We start from the raw sequence: 18,292 nt of genomic DNA on the forward strand, positions 1-18,292 counted from the left end.
GGCGGTTGGCGCCGGCTGGCCCTTCAATCCTGGGGAGGAGGGTATCATGGCAGTACAGGGTGCGGTCGCGTCGCGCAGCGGGCTGAGATCGGCCCTGCCGCTGCTGGCGCCGGCCTATCTCTGGCTGACGGTGGCGATCTTCCTGCCGCTCTCGGCCATGGTGTTCTTCTCCTTCATGACCGACCTGCCGCTGTCGGGAAAGCCGTGGGCCTTCACCCTTGGCAATTACGCCGCCTTCTTCTCGCAGAGCCTGTACCTGACGCTGCTGCTCGCTTCGCTGCGGCTCGGCCTCGAAGTGACTTTGTGGTGCGTCGTCATCGGTTATCCCGCAGCCTATGTATTGGCCAAGGTGCTGAAGGGGCGCAGCCGCGAGGCGATTTTCCTGCTGGTCATCCTGCCGTTCTGGTCGAACGGGCTGGTGCGCATCTTCTCCTGGGCGATGGTGCTGCGCGAGGGCGGCATCCTCGACACGGCGCTCAACGCCGTGCTGCCGTTCAAGATCAACATCGACCTGATGTATTCCTACCCCGCAGTCATCATCGGCCTAGTGCACTCCTACGTGCCCTATATGGTGCTGACCTGTTACCTCACTTTGCAGGCCATCGACGACTCGCTGATCGAGGCCGGGCGCTCGCTCGGCGCCTCGCGGCTGCAGGTGCTGAAGCGGGTGATCATCCCGCTGTCGATGCCCGGCCTAGTGGCAGGTGCGGCACTGATCTTCGTGCCGGTCGTCGGCTCGTTCATGGAGCCGCGCATTCTCGGCGGCCGCACCGGCACGTTCTACGGCACGGTGATCGAGGACCAGTTCGTCGCCGTCTTCAACTGGCCGCTGGGGGCGGCGCTTTCCTTCATCCTGCTGGCGGTGGTGCTGGTGATCCTGGCGGTTGCCTCGCCGGTGCTGCGGAGGGCTGCTTGATGATGACGACCCGCATCCTCGAAGGAGTAGGCCGCTTCTACATCGGACTGCTGCTCGCCTTCCTCTATCTGCCGATCATCATCATGGCGCTGATGTCGTTCAACGTCTCGCCCTTCTACCAATTGCCGTTCGAATGGACGACGGAATGGTATGCCTCGCTCTGGCAGAACGACCAGCTGATCGCGGCCACCTGGAACAGCCTCGAGATCGCGGTCATCACCACGCTCATCTCAGTGGTGCTTGGCTCGGCCGCTTCGCTAGCGCTGTTCCGCTATGATTTCCGCGGCAAGAAAGTTCTGCAGGCGCTGCTGTTTCCGCCAATCGCCATTCCGTGGCTGATCACCGGCACGGCGATGCTGATCTTCTTCTTCGGCGTCGGCATTGGCCGCGGCCTGTTCGCCATCCTGCTCGGCCATGTGGCGCTGGCGCTGCCCTATGTCATCGTCGTCGTCTCGGCCCGGCTGCAGACTTTTGCACCGGAGCTGGAAGAGGCGGCGCGCTCGCTCGGCGCCAACCAGTGGCAAGTGACGAGGCGTGTGACGCTGCCGTGGATCATGCCCGGCGTCATTGCCGGCGGCTTGTTCGCATTTGCCGTGTCGTTCGACCAGTTCGTCGTCTCCTACTTCCTGGCGACGCCGGGCCAGACGACGCTGCCGGTCGAAATCTACGCCGCGATCCGCAAGGGGTTCACGCCCGAGATCAACGCGGTCTCGACCATCATCATCGTCGTGTCGATGGCGCTGATGCTGCTCACGGCGCGGTTCTTCAAATTCGGCGGAGAGAAATAATGGCCGGCGTGCAGGTATCGAACGTCTCCCGCAGTTTTGGCGCGCACAAGGCGCTGGACGACGTCTCCATCGATTTCGCCGATGGCGGTTTCTATGGGCTGCTTGGCCCCTCGGGCAGCGGCAAGACCACGCTGCTGCGCCAGATCGCCGGCTTCGACTTTCCCGATACTGGCCGCATCACCATTGGCGGTGAGAGTGTGGAACGCGTGCCGGTCGAAAAGCGACGCATCGGCATGGTGTTCCAGAACTATGCGCTGTTTCCCAATATGAGCGTCGCCGATAATGTCGCCTTCGGCCTGTCGGTGCGCGGCGAAACGAAAGCGACGATCGCCACTGAAGTGCAGCGCGCGCTCGATCTCGTCCAACTCGGCAAGCTCGGCGAGCGCCGCCCGCACCAGCTCTCCGGTGGCCAACGCCAGCGTGTGGCGCTGGCACGCGCCATCGTCACCAAGCCGCGCGTGCTGCTGCTCGACGAGCCGCTCGGCGCGCTCGACAAGGCGCTGCGCGTCGACATGCAGATCGAGCTGAAGCGCATCCAGCGCGAGATCGGCATCACCACCATCTTCGTCACCCACGACCAGGAAGAGGCGCTGACGATGAGCGACCGCATCGGCATCCTGCGCGATGGCAGGCTCGCGCAGGAGGGGCCGCCGGAGGAGATCTATGACCGACCGAAGAGCGAGTTCGCCGCCACCTTCCTTGGCGACGCAAACATTTTTCGTGGCGATGCGACCGGCGACGGCATCCGCCTGCCTGACGGCACGGCGATCGTTGCCGGCGTAGGCGACAGGCTTGCCGCCGGCGCGAAGGCGAGCTGCGCGGTGCGACCCGAACGCATTCGTATCGCCACCGCTGCCGGGGTTGCGGATGCGGCCAATGCCAACGCGCTGAAGGGCCAGGTCTCCCAGCGCATCTTCGCCGGCAACAACAGCACCTATTTCGTCGAGCGCGCCGGCCAGACGCTGAAGGTCATCGTCCAGAATACCGGCAATGACCGGCTGGCCGAGGGCCAGGATGTGGTGCTCAGCTGGTCGCCGGAAAGCACCGTGCTGATTGCCGCAAACTAGTTCGCACCGTCACCCCGTCATGGTTCTGATGGGAATTGATGGAGCGGACCTTGGCTGATGGGCCGGCCATGGCGTTATATCCTGTCGTCCAAGGGAGGAATGGATGGCAGGCCAGGGTTTCGAGCCGGATGTAAGGGTTCGCGCCAGCGAATACCGGATCGGCTGCATCGGCGCCGGCATGATCATGGCCGAATGCCATCTTGCCGCCTATGCGCAGGCCGGTTTCCCAGTCGTTGCCATCGCTTCGCGCACCAAGGCCAGCGCCGAGAAGGTAGCTGCACGCTGGAGCATTCCGACCGTCCACGACACGCCGGAACAACTGATCGAGAATCCCGAGATCGAGATCGTCGACCTTGCCTTTCCACCCGACCAGCAGCCGGCATTGATCCGCCATGCGCTGAAGCAGCCTCACATCAAGGCGATCCTGGCGCAGAAGCCGCTGGCGCTGTCGGTCGATGAAGCCGTGAAACTGCGCGACGAAGCCGCAAAGTCCGGCAAGATCCTCTCGGTCAACCAGAACATGCGCTACGACCAGTCGATGCGCGTCCTGAAGCAGATCATCGACAGCGGCGCACTGGGCGACATCGTCTTTGCGCAGATCGACATGCATGCGATCCCGCACTGGCAGACTTTCCTTCAGGACTACGACCGGCTGACGCTCGCCAATATGAGCGTGCATCATCTCGACGTGCTGCGCTTCCTGTTCGGCGATCCGTCGGAAATCGCCACGCTGACACGCAAGGACCCGCGCACTACATTCGAGCATAGCGACGGCATCACCGTCTCGACGCTGCGCTTTCCCTCCGGCGTGCTCGCCGTGTCGCTGGAGGATGTCTGGTCCGGACCGCGCCAGGAGGGCTATCTGGACGACCAGCACATCAACTGGCGCGTCGACGGCACCAAGGGTGTCGCCAAAGGCACGATCGGCTGGCCGAAAGGCGTGGCCTCGACGCTGACCTATGCCTCGACCGAGACGACCGGCGGCGAATGGGTCAGCCCGAGCTGGGACACGATGTGGTTCCCGCATGCCTTCATCGGCGTGATGGAGCAATTGCAGCATGCGGTGAAGACAGGCGCGCCGCCGGCGCTCTCCGTCGCCGATAACGTCAAGACAATGGCACTGGTCGAGGCGGGCTACCGCTCGATGGCGCAAGGCCGCACCGTCAAACTGTCCGAGATATCGATCGACTGAACATGCCGCCGAATAGTGTGGCGGCTGAATCGCTTACCGGGAGGAGTTCACATCATGATGCAGGCAGGTATCTTCACCGGCTATTTCCCCTATGAGCTCGCGGAGGCCGCCCGCCGCATCCGTGCACTCGGCTTCAACACAGTGCAGCTCGACATGCATTTCAGGGATGTCGATCTCACGGCCGGGCAGATCACCGGGGACAAGGCAAGGACAGTGCGCGACACGTTTCGCGACCACAATCTGCCGGTCTGCTGCATCTCGGGCTACACCAACATCATCCATCCCGACAAATCCGAGCGCGAGAAGCGCGTCGGCTATCTCAAGGAAATCATCCGCAATGCGCGGGACTTCGGCTCGCCCTACGTGATCTCGGAGACCGGCACCTACAACACCGAATCCGACTGGGTGCATCATCCCAAAAACAAGACCGAGGAAGGCTTCGAGGAATGCCGCAAGGTGATCTCGGATCTTGCCCAGACGGCTTACGACCATGGCGCGGTGTTCCTGCTCGAAACCTATGTCAACAATGTCGTCGGTTCGGTCGAGGAGACGGTCAAAATGTTCGCGCAGGTCGACCATCCGGGCCTCGGCCTGCTGATGGATCCGACCAATTATTTCGAGGCGCACAATATCGACCGCATGGACCAGGTGCTGAACCAGGTGTTCGACACGCTTGCCGACAAGATCCGGATCGCGCATGCCAAGGATGTGAAACGCTCCGGCAGCGACAAGACGGAAAAGCATGCCGATATCGGCGATGCGGATGCGCATGAGGGGCTGACCTTCCGCGGCGTCGGCGAGATCGAATTGCCGGCGCCCGGTCTCGGCTCGCTCAACTACGACCTCTATCTGAAGCGGCTCAGCGAAAAGCACCCGAACATCCCAGTCATCATCGAGCATCTGACCGAGGACGACGTGCCGCGCGCAAAGACATTCCTCGACGGGAAATTCCGCGCCAACGGTCTCTAAGGGCGGGGCGAGACGGTGATGGCGACGGCCAAGACAAAGCGCGATTACGGCCTGGTCGGCGAAAGCACCCGCCGGGCGATCGAGACCGGGCTGGCCTCGGCCGAGTGGTATCACACCGACGTGCCGCGCAAGGCAATGAAGGAACTGATGCAGCGCTCCGACGGGCCGGCGGTCCGCGATACCATCATCTGGATCGCAGCCATCCTGGGCTCGGCCGCCGGCATCATCTGGTTCTGGGGCACGTGGTGGGTGGTGCCGTTCCTGCTCGTCTATGGCGTGCTCTATGGATCGTCGAGCGACTCGCGCTGGCACGAATGCGGCCATGGCACCGCCTTCCGCACACGCTGGATGAACGATGCGATCTACGAAATCGCCAGCTTCATGGTGGTGCGCAATCCGGTGCAATGGCGCTGGAGCCATGCGCGGCATCACACCGACACGATCATCGTCGGCCGTGACGCCGAGATCGCGGTAATGCGGCCGCCAAATCTGGTCAAGGCGGCGCTTGCCTTCACCGGCATTCTCGATTTCCGTTATTCGCTGCCGATCCTGGCGCGCCAGGCGTTGGGCAAGCTGTCGGACGACGAAAAGAGCTACATTCCTGAGACCGAACAGGGCAAGGCCATCACGGCGGCGCGCTGGCATGTCGCCGTGTACGTTGCGACGATCGCCCTCGCGATCGCGCTGGGTTCATGGCTGCCGCTGGTGCTGATCGGCCTGCCGCGTTTTTATGGCAGCTGGCACATGGTTCTGACCGGCCTGCTCCAGCATATCGGGTTGGCCGACAATGTCGTCGACCACCGGCTGAACACGCGCACCGTCTACATGAACCCGGTCAGCCGCTTCATCTACTGGAACATGAATTACCACGTCGAGCATCACATGTTTCCGATGGTGCCCTACCATGCGCTGCCGAGGCTGCACGAGCTGGTCAAGCACGACCTGCCGGCGGCGAACCCGTCCATGTGGCATGCCTATCGCGAGGTCTGGCCGGTGCTGCTGAAGCAGCTGCGGTACGAGGATTATTTCCTCAAGCGCGAATTGCCGCCGACGGCGCGGCCCTATCGCGGTGAATTTCACGAGCTCGGTATGTCGGCGGCGGCCGAGTAGCGAATAAACCACCCGCCTTCTATCCGGCCTGTTACGGGGCCGGTAAGGTGACCGGGAAAAGCAACCAGCCAACAGGGACATCCCGATGAGCCGAAAGAGACCGACCGTCGCCGATCTGCGCGCCATGAAGGGCAAGCGCCAGCTGACCATGCTGCGCGTCCTGACCATGGATGAGGCCGAGGCTGCCGAGCGGGCAGGGGTCGATATCGTCTCGGTGCCGCCCGAGCTGGTGCTCAACCCTGAGTATCGCGATGCGGCGCCCAGCCTGTTCACCATGCCGGGCGAGAATTTTTATGAGATCGGCACGGCGGACGATTTCCTGCGCTGGGCGTTCCGGCTCTACAAGGCCGGCGCCGACGCCGTTTATTGCAGCGCCGGTTTCGCCACCGTGAAGCGGCTCGCCGACGACGCGATCCCCGTCATCGGCCATGTCGGCCTCATTCCGTCCCGCGCCACCTGGACCGGTGGCTTCAAGGCCGTCGGCAAGACCGCCGACACCGCCATGCAGATTTTTGAGGCGGTCAAGCAGTATGAGGCCGTTGGAGCTCTCGGCGCCGAGATCGAAGTGGTGCCGATCGAGGTGGCGAAGGCGATCTCGGAACGGACCTCGCTGATCATGCTGTCGATGGGTGCGGGCACCGGCTGCGACGCGCAATATCTGTTTGCCGACGATATTCTTGGCCAGAACCGGGGCCACATGCCGCGCCATTCCAAGGTCTACCGCAACTTCGCCGCCGAGTACGATCGTCTGCAGGCGGAACGCGTCGCGGCGTTTTCCGAGTACGTTGCCGACGTCGATAGCGGCGCCTATCCGGAAGACAGGCATGTCGTGCGCATGGATCCGGCCGAGCTCAGCCTGTTCATGAAACGGGTGGACGCAAAGGGCTAACTACTCGGCCTCCTTGCCGATCATCGCTGCACCTTGCCATGTTCCGTCGGCGAGCATGGCATGGAGCACCTCGGCATCCGTTCCCAGCGGCCGGTCCTCCCTGAGCATCGCTACATGCGCGCGCACCGCGGTATGGACCGCTGCTGTGCCGGGCGCCAGCTTAAGGCCATCGCGCAGATCGACTGCCTGGGCGGCGGCCATCAATTCGAAGGCGATCAGCCGTCGCCACAACGCGATCATTTCGGCGCATTTCGACACCGCCAGAGGCGTCTGCGTCGCATGGTCCTCGACGCCTTCGGATACGGCCAAGAAATCCAGCATCACCGGATTGGCCTTGTGGCGGATGCCGGCCAGGATTGCCGTTGCCGTCTTTTGCAGCGGCACGAAACCGGCCGAGGCACCGCCGACTGGCGACAAATATTTCGGCAGGCCGTTGCGGCCGGACCCGGCGAGCTGGATCAAGCGGGCAACGCTTGCCGCGGCGCATTGCGCGATCGCCAGGCCGAGCGTCTCGAAGGCCAGCGCCAGCGATGCGGTGTGGAAATTGCCGGTCGACAGCACCAGCCCGTCATCGCCCAGCACCAGCGGATTGTCGGCGGCGGCATTGAGTTCGATCTCCAGCGCCAGCCGCGCCTGGTCGATCGCCTGGATCAGCGCGCCATGGATCGACGGCATGCAGCGGATCGACAGCGGGTCCTGCAAGGTGATCGGCGTCGGCTCCTCGTCACGAGCAAGCAGGTCGCGCAGGCCCTTGGCCGCGAGTTGCTGGCAGGCTGCCGGCCGCGCCAGATGCAGGCGCGGATCGAGGATGGTGCGGTTGGCGCCAAACCCTTCCATGGTCAGCGCGCCCGCCTGCTGCTGTTGCGCAAAGGCCGACAGCGCGTCGGCCAGTACCAACGCGCCAGTGCCGGCTGATACCGCCGAGGCGTTGATCAGCGACAGGCCGTCTTTCGGCGCCAGGCTGATCGGAGCCAACCGCGCCATCATCAATGCCTTGGCCGCCGGCATGCGCCGACCCTGATAGTCAGCTTCGCCGTCGCCGGTCAGCAGACGGGCGAGCGCCGCCATCAGCACGAGATCGCCGGCGCCGATCGAGCCCAACTGCGGCATTACCGGATGCACGCCGGCATTGAGAGCATCGACAAGGGCGGTGAAAGCCGCCGGCGAAATGCCGGAGCCGCCAACAGAGAACATCGCGGCACGGGCAAACATGGTCGCCCGCACCGCTTCTTGCGGCAGCGGCTCGCCGACAGCGCCGCTTCGCCCTTCCAGCAACTGGCGCTGGAAGGCGCCGGCATCGCCCTCGACCGACGTGCCGAGATTGGCGCCGAGCCCGGTGTTGAGGCCGTAAATCTGCTGGCCGGACGCGGCGACCTGGTTGAGCACTTTTCGCGCTTTGTCGAGCCTCTCGATGACTGTCGGTTCAACCTCGACCTTGCGGCCGCCGCGGGCAACCTGCGCAACGTCCTCGACGCTGACGCCGGCGCCGGTGAGGACGAGCGCGCTCATGCGAAGCGCAGCCTCTGGCCGATACCTTTATCTCCTGCCTTGGCCAGCATCGCCTTGCCCAACGCAATGTCGGACAGCGACAGGCCGCGATGCCAGAACAGGATCGTCTCATCGTCGCTTTCACGCCCGGGCTTTAAACCTGCGGCGATCTGGCCGAGCTCGGCATGCAGTGTAGCTTCGCTTAGCCGACCCGTCTCGACATGGGCGCGCAGCGAGCCGAACTTGCCACCCTTGCACTGGCCCCAATCGTCGACGACCATTTTCTGCATGATGTCGGTCAGCGACAGCTCCACCGCGCTCATCGTGCCATAGGGCACGACCAGTGCACCAGGCTTGATCCATTCGGTCTTGAGCAGCGGCTGCGGCTCCGGCAGCCGCGAGGCTTCGACGACGATGTCGGCGCCCTTGATGCAGCTTTCCCAGTCGGCAACCGCGGTAACTTTCTTGCCGAGATCGGCCGAGAGTTTGGCAGCGAAGCCGTCGCGGCTTTCCGGGCGGCGCGAATGGACGCGGATCTCGTCGAAGTCGAAGAGATGGTCGAGCAGGCGCACATTCCAATAGGCGGTGCCGCGCGCGCCGATATGGGCCAGCACCTTGGAGTTCTTGCGCGCCAGATGTTTGGCGCCGATAGCGGTGACGGCGCCGGTGCGCATGTCGGTGATGACGGTGGCGTCGAGAATGGCGCGCGGCGTGCCGGTGCGCGGATCGAACAGGTTTAGAATGCCAAATTCTGAAGGGAGCCCGTGCAGATAATTGTCGACATAGTCGCCGACGATTTTCACGCCCGCCGTATCGAGCGGCGCAACGTAGCCGCGCAGAACGTTGAAATGGCCATGGAAGGAAGGGTCGGGTTCAAGATGGACGCGCGGCTCGATCACCGTCTGGCCATTGCCTTGCGCGATAAGCCCGGCTTCGACAGCGGCAATGATTTCGCCGTCGGTCATCTCCAGGGCTTCGATATCTAGGGCATTGAGGTAGTCGATATAGATAGGCTTCATGCAATGTCCTTGGCCGCCCGCCCATCCATAACAGGCTGCGAGCCGACACGGAAGTTTGTTGGATAAGCTCTGGACGGGGCCAGCCATATGCTGTTCAACGCGGTTCGCTATGACTGCCGTTCCCGACACCGAGGCCTCCGCCGCAACCGCCAGCAATGCGCGGCGCGTGGCGTTGATCGTTGCCATCGCGTTTTTCATGCAGCTGCTGGATTCGACGATCATCTCGACCTCGCTGCCGCAGATGGGACAATCCTTCGGCGTGACGGCGGTGGCGATGAGCATCGGCATCACCGCCTACATGCTGACCATGGCGGTGTTCGTGCCGCTGTCGGGCTGGCTTGCCGACCGCTTCGGCGCGCGCAACATCTTCCTGCTGGCGATCGTACTGTTCACGCTGGCCTCGCTGGCCTGCGGCTTCTCGCAAAGTCTGCCTCAGTTCGTTGCCGCTCGCGTCGTGCAAGGCCTTGGCAGCGCGCTGATGACGCCGGTCGGGCGAATTCTGGTGCTGCGCAATGCGTCGAAATCGGAGCTGCTCAACGCCACGGCGCTGATCACCTGGCCGGCGTTGTTTGCGCCCGTGGTCGGGCCGGTGCTTGGCGGCTTCATCACAACCTATCTCTCCTGGCACTGGAATTTCTTCATCAACGTCCCGCTTGGGCTCGTCGGGCTGGCGCTGGTCGCGCGCTTCATTCCGGGCGACCGCGCGGCCGATCCCAAGCCGCTGGATTGGCCGGGGTTTTTCCTCACGTCGCTGGGGCTCGCGCTGCTGCTCTACGGCCTTGAGCGCATCGCACATCCGGAAGACGGCGCCTTGCCCGCCGTGCTGCTGGTTGCCGCCGGCATCGTCATCGGCTGGCTGGCGGTGCGGCATCTCCGGCGCGCGCCGCATCCGCTGCTCGATCTCAGCGCGTTCAGGGTGCAGACCTTCGCCATCTCTACGCTTGCCGCCGGCACCATTTTTCGCGTGGCGATCAACGCCACGCCGTTCCTTTTGGCGCTGCTGTTTCAGGTCGGCTTTGGCCTTTCGCCGGTCGATGCCGGCTTGATGATCCTGGCCTATTTCCTCGGCAATCTCGGCATGAAGACGGTGACGACGCCGACGCTGCGGCGCTTTGGTTTTCGCACGGTCATGGTCGTCAACGGCCTGATCGCCTCGGCCTCGATCATGGCCTGCGCTGCGATCTCGCCGGAGACGCCGCAGGCGCTGGTGGTAGCGCTGATGCTGATCGCCGGCCTGACGCGCTCGATGCAGTTCACAGCGCTGAATACTCTGGCCTTCGCCGATATGGATGCGGCGCAGCGCAGCTCGGCGGCAACTTTGTCGTCCATGCTGCAGCAGATGTCGATGCTGTTCGGCGTAGCGGTGGCGGCTGCCATTCTGAACCTGTCGCAGATCGTCAGGCACCGGCCGGCGCTCGACCTCGTCGATTTTCGCATCGCCTTCCTGGTCATCGGCGCCATCGGGCTGGCGGCGGCGTTGCGGTTCCTCGTGCTGCCGCCCGGTGCAGGCGCCGAAGTTTCAGGCCACACGTCCAGGACCTGAATTCGCAATTTTCGCCGCTCAGGCGGCAATTAATTCCGCCTTGTGCTTTCGCCTCAGAACGGCACCTTCGCGCATACGCGCAATGGTGCAACCAAATGCCAAAAGCGCAGCCTTTTCCTAGGATTGCGCCAGTTCTAGCAATCGGTGCGTCCACTGGAAGATTATCACTGCCAACGGGTGTTCCGAGCGCGGATTCATTTGACGAAGCGGCGCCGAGCCGATTAGCTTTCTCGGAAGGGGTGGCAGAGCTGCCATCGGGGCGAATGCAGACATGAACACGATTGGCTGGCCAAATGTCAGGAGCCTGAATCAGGAAGGCATTGTCTTTGCCATCGCCGTGGTGCTGTTCGTCGCCGCTGCCATTGGGCTGCCTGGTTTCATCGCTGCCAACAATCTCGTTGCCATCGTCCGCTCGGTGTCGGTGCTGGGCATTTTGGCGCTCGGCATGGCGGTCGTCATAATCGGCAGGGGCATCGACCTGTCGGCGGTGGCGATCATGGCGATGTCGGTCGCCTGGTATCTACAATTGCTCAACGCCGGAACGCCTGATGGGCTCGCCTTCGCCTATGTGCTGGCAGGCGTGCTCGCCATCGGCCTGCTCAACGGTTTTCTCGTCGCTTATGCCGACGTGCCGGCGATCTTCGTGACGCTGGCGACCGGCTCCTTCGTCTTCGGCTATGTCCGCTCGCAACTGATCACACAGGATGCGGTGCCGGTGCCTCAGGGCCATTGGGTGGAGTTGCTCGGCGGCCTGCGTTTCCTCGACATTCCGATCGAAGTGTTCGTCTTCGCCGGGCTCGCCTTCCTGTTCTTCCTGTTCCTGCGCTACACCAAATGGGGCCGCTACATCTATTTCGCCGGCGACAATCCGGTCGCCGCGCGCAACATCGGCATTCCGGTGCGGCCAATGCTGGTGCTGCGTTATGTGGTTTCGGCCTTCGTCGCGCTGATCGCCGGCCTGCTGACGGCGTCGAGCCTGCACTCGATCAACACCCGCGTCGTCAACTCGACGCTGCTCTATGACATCGTGCTGGTGGCGGTGATCGGCGGCATCGGCCTGTCCGGCGGGCGGGGCGGAGTGCGCAATGTGCTGGTGGGCGCTGCACTTATCGGCATCCTGTCGAACGCGATGACCATCATCGACATTCCGCTGCTCTATCAAAACCTGATCAAGGCGGCGATCCTGCTCGGAGCCATCATCGTCGACGGCATCATCAATCCGCGCGACGAACAGACCGCGCAGCAGGGCGACATCTAAGGGGTACCCGACGGGTCATGCGGACCGGCCGGCAATAAGTGAAAAACAGAGGATGTGACATGAAACTGATCAGAACACTGATGGCGGCCGCCACGGCGCTTGCCGCTACCGCCTTCGTCGCGCCGACCTTCGCCGCCGACGATCCGGGCCCGGCCGCATACGCGCAGGCGCTCAAGGGCAAGCGCGTCATGCTGGTGCCGCTGGCGATGGGCTTCGACCTTGCGCAGGGCTGGTCGCACTATCTGAAGACGGAAGTCGAGGCCTGGGGCGGCACCTTCGAAACACGCGATCCGAACTGGGTCGTCGATGCCGGCGCACAGGCGATCACCGACGCGATCTCGTCCGACACAAGGCCGGACGTGCTGATCATCCATGCGCCGGATCTCAACTCCTATTCCAAGCTGATGAAGAAGGCGCAGGCTGCCGGAACCTACGTCATACTGGTCGACAATCCCGCCAACTTCCCGGCCGACGCCTTTGTCGGCAGTGACTGGGACCGGCTCGGCCAACTCGAGGCCGAAGCGGCGATCAAGGGCTGCGGCGAGAATTCGTCGAAGAAGATCGGCCTTGTGCAGGGTGATCAGGCCAACTCGTCCAGTCTCTACCAGTATGCCGGCATCATGAAGGTGCTGGAGAAGCACCCCGACTTCAAAGTCGTGGCCAAGCCCGACTCCAACTGGGATCCGACGACGTCGCGCAACGTGACGACGACAATGCTGCAGCAGAACCCGGACATCTGCTCTATCATCGACTTCTGGGATGGCGACGCCACCGGCGCATCCGCCGCCATCCGCGACGCTAAGCTCGACGGCAAGGTGTTTTTGGTCACCACCGGCGGCGGTGAAAAGGCGGCCGATTGCGACAAGCTGCAGGACGGCACCTATGGCGCCGTTGTCATGACAGACCTTGCCCGCCAGTCCGGCGACATGAACGCTATCATCAAGTTCCTGCTGCAGAGCGGCCAGCCGGCCGGCACGTCGCACACCTACATCTACACGCTGGAGAAGGCTACGACCAAGGCCGACCTCAAGCCCGACAGCTGCTGGGACCTGAAGGCGCTGCAGGCCGAAGCGGCGGCGAAGTAAGCCGCGCTTTTCGACTGAAATAAACGAGGTGACTGGACAATCCGGTCACCTCGTTCCCTCATGGAATAGCAGCCGCCGATGTCCTTTCGCGAACGCCTCCAGTCCTGGCGCTACAATCTCGTGCCCGACCATCTGGTCGGCGAGATCCTGACAAAACGCTGGACCGACAACGCCATTCCGTTCCTGGCGCTGGTGGCGACGCTCAGCGTGTTCGGCTCGATCATTCCCGGCTTCTTCAAGCTGACCTCGCTGCAGGAATCGAGCCGCCAGCTCGGCGAGTTCTCGATGGTGGTCACCGGCATGACGGTGGTGATGCTGGGCGGCGGCATCGATCTGTCCGTCGGTTCGATCTTCGCGCTGTCCTGCTTCTCCGCCGTCTATGTCTTCTTCATCCTCGAACAGTCTATCTGGCTGGCGCTGGCGGCATCGCTTGCCACCGGGCTCATCTTCGGCGCCGTCAACGGCTACCTCGTCGGCTATCTCAGGCTGCGCGCCTTTCTGACTACGCTGGTCACCTTCATTTTTGGCCGGGCGCTGTTCGATATTCTCGTCACCACCTATGCCGCAGACGTGCAGCTTTCCCAGGCGACATCCGATGTGCTCGACTTCATCGGCGACAGCACCTTCTGGGGGCTTTCGGTCTCGGTGTGGCTGGCGATCATTCTTGCCATCGTCACCCATATCGCGCTGACGCGCTCACGGCCGGGCTGGCATGTGCTGGCGGTCGGCGGATCCAGGCGCTCGGCGCACAATGCCGGCATTCGCGTGCGTCGCACCGTGTTCATGACCTATGTCTTTTCCGGCTTCTGCGCCTCGATCGGCGGCTTCCTGATCGCTTGCCGCCTGAGTGGGGCAGGGCCGGGCACCGGCCTCAACCTTGAGATCATGGCGCTGACGGCGGCGGTGGTCGGCGGCGTCAGCCTGGGTGGTGGCCGCGGCTCGGTCATCAAGGGGCTGATGGGCGCCATCATCGTGCTGACCATGACCAACGGGCTGATCCGGCTGGGCTATGGCACCGGCACCAACCAGATGGTGCTGGGCATCATGCTGGCGGTGGCGGTGACGATCGACATCCGCTGGCTGAAGAACCGCCATAAGGTGCTCAACGAAGTCTATGTCGCGCCGGTCTATCTCAAGATGGGCGAGACACAGTCTGCGGTGCCGGGCTCAGGCACGCCCTACGCGCTCGACAACCGGCTGTCGGCGGCCGACCATATCGGGCTCGGCGAGTTGGAAGGGCCGGAAGACGTCATCCTCGACCGCGACGACCATCTCTATTGCGGCACGCGCCATGGCGAGATCGTCCGCTTTTTCGCACCGGATTACGTTAAGTCGGAGGTGTTTGCCCATATCGGTGGTTTTCCGCTAGGCTTGGCCTTCGACAAATCGGGCAATCTGATCAGCTGCGTCGGCGCCATGGGGCTCTATTCCGTCTCACCGGATCGGGAAGTGAGGCGCTTGTCGGCCGAGACGTCGCGCTCCTGGACCTCGATCGTAGACGATGCGCGGCTGCGCGACCCCAATGATTGCGACATCGCGCCGGACGGGCGCATCTATTTCACTGACTCCACCAAGCGCTATGACGCCCACGATTGGGCGCTTGACTCGATCGAGAACCGCGCCACCGGCCGGCTGCTGGTCTATGACCCGAAGGACGGTTCGACGAAGACACTGCTCGACGGCTACCGCTACACCAACGGTGTGTGCATGGCGCATGACGGCAAGTCGCTGTTCTTCGCTGAGAGCTGGGCCTGCCGCGTGCATCGCTACTGGCTGGAAGGGCCGAAGGCGGGCGCCGCCGAATGCGTCATCCGCGACATGCCGGGCTATCCCGACAACATCAACCGCGCCTCCGACGGCAATTACTGGATGGCATGGCTCGGCATGCGCACGCCGAGCTTCGACCTGTCGCTGCGCCATCCCGATATGCGCAAGCGCATGACGCGCCGGCTGCCGCAGGACGAGTGGCTGTTCCCCAACATCAACACCGGCGGCGTGGTGAAATTCAACGACAAGGGCGGCATTATCGAGGCGATGGGCGACCTCACCGGCGGCGCGCATCCGATGGTCACCTCGATGCGCGAGCACAAGGGTTTCCTGTTCGTCGGCGGCATCCTCAACAACCGCATCGGCCGCTACAAGATTGCGGGCGCGGACCCGACCTGGACCAGCTCCGCTTCTTATTGGGGAACGCAGCCATGATCCTCGATCCCATCTTGGACATGTTTCGCGGCAAGGCCGTCACCATCCCGCCGCTCGACGGCGCCTTCCGGCCCAACACGCGGCTCGATGATGCGCCGGTTTTTGCCGGACTGATCGAACCCGACAATCTGCTGGTTGCCGATGGCCGGCTGCTCGCTTCCAGCGGCAACGCCATCTATTCGCTTGCCGCAGAAGTGGAGCCGAAGGTTGTCGAGACCTTTCCTTCCCCCATCACTGCGCTGGCTCTATCACTGTCGGGAGAACTGACGGTCGGACTTGAGAGCGGCAAGCTGCTGGTCGCCGGCAAGGAGGTTTCGCTGCCGTCTGGCGTCAGCTGCATCACCGCGCTTGCCTATGCCGAGGACGACACGTTGTGGCTGGCCAATGGCTCGGCTGAGCATGCGCCGTCGCTATGGGCCGCCGACCTGATGAAGAAGGGCGCGTCCGGATCGCTTTGGAGGCGGGACGCAGCCGGCGGCGGGTTCCGCAAAGTGGCCGGCGAGATCGCCTTTCCCTATGGGCTCCATCCCACGGGGCGAGATGTGCTGGTCAGCGAAAGCTGGCGTCACCAGCTTGTTCGCTTCGATGGTGCAACCGGTAGCCGCTCGACCGTGCTGACGCATCTGCCCGGCTATCCCGCGCGCCTTGCGCCGGCCGGCGATGGCGGCGCGTGGCTGGCCCTGTTCGCGCCGCGCAACCGGCTGATCGAATTCGTGCTGCAGGAAACGCATTACCGGCGCGACATGATCGACCAAGTGCCGCCGGCCTATTGGATCGCGCCGGCGCTGGCCTCCAACCGCAGCTTCCTCGAACCGCTGCAATGTGGCGGCATCCGCACCATGGGCATCCACAAGCCCTGGTCGCCGAGCCGCTCCTACGGGCTGGTGGTGAAGCTCGACCGGACCATGCAGCCGCAATTCAGCCTGCACAGCCGCGCCGACGGCACGCGCCACGGCATTTGCAGCGTGGCGGAGAAGGACGGACTTCTATTCATCGCCTCCAGGGGCGGCGATTGCGTGCTCGACGCGGGAGGTTTCTGATGGAACCGATCGTGCGCCTGGAAAATGTCACCAAGAACTATCGCGGCGTGCCCGCGGTCAGACAAGTCAGCTTCGAACTGCGCAAGGGCGAAATCCACGCGCTGCTCGGCGAGAATGGCGCCGGAAAATCGACACTGACCAAGATCATTGCCGGCGTCGTCGACGCCACTTCCGGCAAGATGTTCCACAAAGGCCGCGAGATCGCCTACGCCTCGCCGCATGCGGCGCTCGAGGCCGGCATCGCCATGGTGTTCCAGGAGACCAGCCTGGTGCCGTCGATGACAGTGGCGCAGAACCTCTATCTCGGCACCGAAAAGTTTCTCAACCGGCTGCGCGGCACCTACATTTCGGCGCAACAGTTTTTGCAATCGCTGAACTTCCCGGTCGACCCGAACGCCATGGTGGCAACGCTCGGCGCGGCCAAGCGTCAGATGGTCGAGATCGCGCGCGCCGTTCACCACAATGCCGAGATTATCATCTTCGACGAGCCGACGGCGACGCTGACGCCGGAGGAGAAGCGGCACTTTTTCGCACTGATCCGGCGGCTGAAGGCGAACGGCGTCTCGATCGTCTTCATCAGCCATGCATTGGAAGAGGCGCTAATGATCGCCGACCGCATCACAATCCTGCGCGATGGCGAGTTGGTCATAACCGACGACACATCGGCCTTCGATCGCGACAAGATCGTCGCCGCCATGGTAGGGCGCACTTTGTCGGGACAGATCTACCGCCAGCGCGACGAGGCGAAGCTGCGCAAGGCCGGCAAGAAGGTGCTGTCGGTGCAGGACATTTCGATGAGCAATGTCGTGCGCAACACCTCCTTCTCGATCTTTCAGGGACAGATCACCGGCGTGTTCGGGCTGATCGGCTCGGGCCGCACCGAGACCTTCAAGATCGTGTCGGGCATCTACAAGCGCGATTTCCTGCGCGGCGGCGCCATCGAGCTGGACGACCGGCCGGTACGCTATCTCGTGCCGAGCGAAGCGGTCGCCGACGGCATCGTCTACGTCTCCGAGGACCGCAAAAGCGAGGGCATTTTCGAGACGATGGGCATTGCCGAGAATTTGTTCGGCGGGCTCCTGGCGGCGGGCCGCGAAAAGGCCTGGGTGATCAACCAGCAGGAGATGCGCACGCTTTCCGCAGAATGGACGAAGACGCTGAACATCAAGGCGATAAACGACAACGCCCGCGTGGTCGAGCTTTCCGGTGGCAACCAGCAGAAGGTGGTGATCGGCAAGGGGCTGGTGCAGCAGCCGCGCATCGTCATCTTCGACGAGCCGACGCGCGGCGTCGATGTCGGCGCCATCGCCGAGATCCACCAGATCATCAACCGGCTGGCCGATGAGGGGCTGGCGGTGGTGGTGATCTCGTCCTACCTGCCGGAAATCATGAACCTGTCGGATCGGATTCTGGTGTGCCGACAGGGGCGCATCGTGGAGGAGTTCTCGCCGGCGGAGGCGACGGAGGAGAAGATCATGTATGCGGCAGTGCACTAGGTTGCCGGTCGGTGTTTGACGGTGCGCATACGTCACCAATTGGCGAAGGCCTCAGCGCCTTCGTCATCCTCGGGTCTCCGCGACGGCGCTTCGCGCCTGCTTCGCCCGTGAATGACGAAGCTGAGATGCTTCGGCCAATCGCCATGGTTCTGTCAGCATCAAAAACTGAATCGGAATAGCCGGTTAGCCGCCCTTGCTCGAAACCTGATTCAACCACCTGATCCACCGAT

General features: G+C 63.4%; 15 protein-coding genes. 13 read left to right on the forward strand and 2 right to left on the reverse strand.

The annotated features are described in order from the left end of the window. The first annotated feature begins 46 nt into the window (after positions 1-46). From NKJ78_RS06620 to NKJ78_RS06650, 7 genes are all read left to right on the forward strand, one after another. On the forward strand, positions 47-916 hold the full coding sequence (locus NKJ78_RS06620; RefSeq protein ID WP_023690767.1) for an ABC transporter permease: 870 nt from the start codon (positions 47-49) through the stop codon (positions 914-916). After that, positions 916-1,704, forward strand: a complete 789-nt coding sequence (locus NKJ78_RS06625) for an ABC transporter permease (protein ID WP_352459558.1) — start codon at positions 916-918, stop codon at positions 1,702-1,704. The genes NKJ78_RS06620 and NKJ78_RS06625 overlap by 1 nt, the downstream gene beginning before the upstream one ends. Next, entirely contained in the window at positions 1,704-2,771 is a 1,068-nt protein-coding gene (locus NKJ78_RS06630) for an ABC transporter ATP-binding protein (RefSeq protein WP_352459559.1), read from the forward strand. Before NKJ78_RS06625 ends, NKJ78_RS06630 begins: the two co-directional genes overlap by 1 nt. A 103-nt stretch (positions 2,772-2,874) precedes the next feature. After that, a complete protein-coding gene (locus tag NKJ78_RS06635; protein ID WP_352459560.1) occupies positions 2,875-3,963 on the forward strand; it encodes a Gfo/Idh/MocA family protein in 1,089 nt (362 codons plus the stop codon). 54 nt (positions 3,964-4,017) lie between these two features. Next, positions 4,018-4,932: a sugar phosphate isomerase/epimerase family protein gene (locus NKJ78_RS06640; RefSeq protein WP_023668170.1), complete on the forward strand. Its 915-nt coding sequence runs from the start codon at positions 4,018-4,020 to the stop codon at positions 4,930-4,932. A gap of 18 nt (positions 4,933-4,950) precedes the next feature. Beyond that, the gene (locus tag NKJ78_RS06645; RefSeq protein ID WP_352459561.1) at positions 4,951-6,042 is read left to right on the forward strand and encodes a fatty acid desaturase family protein; all 1,092 of its coding nucleotides are present in this window, start codon (positions 4,951-4,953) and stop codon (positions 6,040-6,042) included. Between the two features lie 85 nt (positions 6,043-6,127). Beyond that, positions 6,128-6,931 carry a 3-methyl-2-oxobutanoate hydroxymethyltransferase gene (locus tag NKJ78_RS06650; protein ID WP_023682254.1) on the forward strand — a complete coding sequence of 268 codons (804 nt, stop codon included), beginning with the start codon at positions 6,128-6,130 and terminating at the stop codon, positions 6,929-6,931. Here NKJ78_RS06650 and NKJ78_RS06655 read toward each other — a convergent pair whose 3' ends face one another. Both NKJ78_RS06655 and NKJ78_RS06660 read right to left on the reverse strand, forming a co-directional pair. Further along, positions 6,932-8,440 carry an HAL/PAL/TAL family ammonia-lyase gene (locus NKJ78_RS06655; RefSeq protein ID WP_352459562.1) on the reverse strand — a complete coding sequence of 503 codons (1,509 nt, stop codon included), beginning with the start codon at positions 8,438-8,440 and terminating at the stop codon, positions 6,932-6,934. Then, entirely contained in the window at positions 8,437-9,438 is a 1,002-nt protein-coding gene (locus tag NKJ78_RS06660; RefSeq protein WP_352459563.1) for an ornithine cyclodeaminase family protein, read from the reverse strand. Before NKJ78_RS06660 ends, NKJ78_RS06655 begins: the two co-directional genes overlap by 4 nt. Positions 9,439-9,547: 109 nt before the next feature. Between NKJ78_RS06660 and NKJ78_RS06665 the strand changes: the two genes are divergently transcribed. The 6 genes from NKJ78_RS06665 to NKJ78_RS06690 all read left to right on the forward strand — a co-directional run bounded on the left by NKJ78_RS06665 (position 9,548) and on the right by NKJ78_RS06690 (position 18,062). Next, positions 9,548-10,981: a DHA2 family efflux MFS transporter permease subunit gene (locus NKJ78_RS06665; RefSeq protein WP_352459564.1), complete on the forward strand. Its 1,434-nt coding sequence runs from the start codon at positions 9,548-9,550 to the stop codon at positions 10,979-10,981. Positions 10,982-11,252: 271 nt separating this feature from the next. Further along, the gene (locus NKJ78_RS06670) at positions 11,253-12,239 is read left to right on the forward strand and encodes an ABC transporter permease (RefSeq protein WP_023668176.1); all 987 of its coding nucleotides are present in this window, start codon (positions 11,253-11,255) and stop codon (positions 12,237-12,239) included. Positions 12,240-12,298: 59 nt separating this feature from the next. Then, positions 12,299-13,324 carry a sugar ABC transporter substrate-binding protein gene (locus NKJ78_RS06675; protein WP_023668177.1) on the forward strand — a complete coding sequence of 342 codons (1,026 nt, stop codon included), beginning with the start codon at positions 12,299-12,301 and terminating at the stop codon, positions 13,322-13,324. 78 nt (positions 13,325-13,402) lie between these two features. Beyond that, positions 13,403-15,526, forward strand: a complete 2,124-nt coding sequence (locus NKJ78_RS06680; protein WP_352459566.1) for an ABC transporter permease — start codon at positions 13,403-13,405, stop codon at positions 15,524-15,526. Further along, positions 15,523-16,566 (forward strand): SMP-30/gluconolactonase/LRE family protein, encoded by a 1,044-nt coding sequence (locus tag NKJ78_RS06685; protein WP_023696217.1) that lies wholly within the window; start codon positions 15,523-15,525, stop codon positions 16,564-16,566. Before NKJ78_RS06680 ends, NKJ78_RS06685 begins: the two co-directional genes overlap by 4 nt. Next, a complete protein-coding gene (locus NKJ78_RS06690; RefSeq protein WP_023736014.1) occupies positions 16,566-18,062 on the forward strand; it encodes a sugar ABC transporter ATP-binding protein in 1,497 nt (498 codons plus the stop codon). Before NKJ78_RS06685 ends, NKJ78_RS06690 begins: the two co-directional genes overlap by 1 nt. Positions 18,063-18,292: the final 230 nt, after the last annotated feature.

Source organism: Mesorhizobium sp. M0037, from assembly GCF_040323635.1.
Lineage (GTDB): Bacteria > Pseudomonadota > Alphaproteobacteria > Rhizobiales > Rhizobiaceae > Mesorhizobium.

Excerpts from the sequence above, each read along its gene's own strand:
- NKJ78_RS06620 (WP_023690767.1), top strand. The coding sequence starts at position 47 with ATGGCAGTACAGGGTGCGGTCGCGTCGCGCAGCGGGCTGAGATCGGCC.
- NKJ78_RS06625 (WP_352459558.1), top strand. The coding sequence starts at position 916 with ATGATGACGACCCGCATCCTCGAAGGAGTAGGCCGCTTCTACATCGGA.
- NKJ78_RS06630 (WP_352459559.1), top strand. The coding sequence starts at position 1,704 with ATGGCCGGCGTGCAGGTATCGAACGTCTCCCGCAGTTTTGGCGCGCAC.
- NKJ78_RS06635 (WP_352459560.1), top strand. The coding sequence starts at position 2,875 with ATGGCAGGCCAGGGTTTCGAGCCGGATGTAAGGGTTCGCGCCAGCGAA.
- NKJ78_RS06640 (WP_023668170.1), top strand. The coding sequence starts at position 4,018 with ATGATGCAGGCAGGTATCTTCACCGGCTATTTCCCCTATGAGCTCGCG.
- NKJ78_RS06645 (WP_352459561.1), top strand. The coding sequence starts at position 4,951 with ATGGCGACGGCCAAGACAAAGCGCGATTACGGCCTGGTCGGCGAAAGC.
- NKJ78_RS06650 (WP_023682254.1), top strand. The coding sequence starts at position 6,128 with ATGAGCCGAAAGAGACCGACCGTCGCCGATCTGCGCGCCATGAAGGGC.
- NKJ78_RS06655 (WP_352459562.1), bottom strand. The coding sequence starts at position 8,440 with ATGAGCGCGCTCGTCCTCACCGGCGCCGGCGTCAGCGTCGAGGACGTT.
- NKJ78_RS06660 (WP_352459563.1), bottom strand. The coding sequence starts at position 9,438 with ATGAAGCCTATCTATATCGACTACCTCAATGCCCTAGATATCGAAGCC.
- NKJ78_RS06665 (WP_352459564.1), top strand. The coding sequence starts at position 9,548 with ATGACTGCCGTTCCCGACACCGAGGCCTCCGCCGCAACCGCCAGCAAT.
- NKJ78_RS06670 (WP_023668176.1), top strand. The coding sequence starts at position 11,253 with ATGAACACGATTGGCTGGCCAAATGTCAGGAGCCTGAATCAGGAAGGC.
- NKJ78_RS06675 (WP_023668177.1), top strand. The coding sequence starts at position 12,299 with ATGAAACTGATCAGAACACTGATGGCGGCCGCCACGGCGCTTGCCGCT.
- NKJ78_RS06680 (WP_352459566.1), top strand. The coding sequence starts at position 13,403 with ATGTCCTTTCGCGAACGCCTCCAGTCCTGGCGCTACAATCTCGTGCCC.
- NKJ78_RS06685 (WP_023696217.1), top strand. The coding sequence starts at position 15,523 with ATGATCCTCGATCCCATCTTGGACATGTTTCGCGGCAAGGCCGTCACC.
- NKJ78_RS06690 (WP_023736014.1), top strand. The coding sequence starts at position 16,566 with ATGGAACCGATCGTGCGCCTGGAAAATGTCACCAAGAACTATCGCGGC.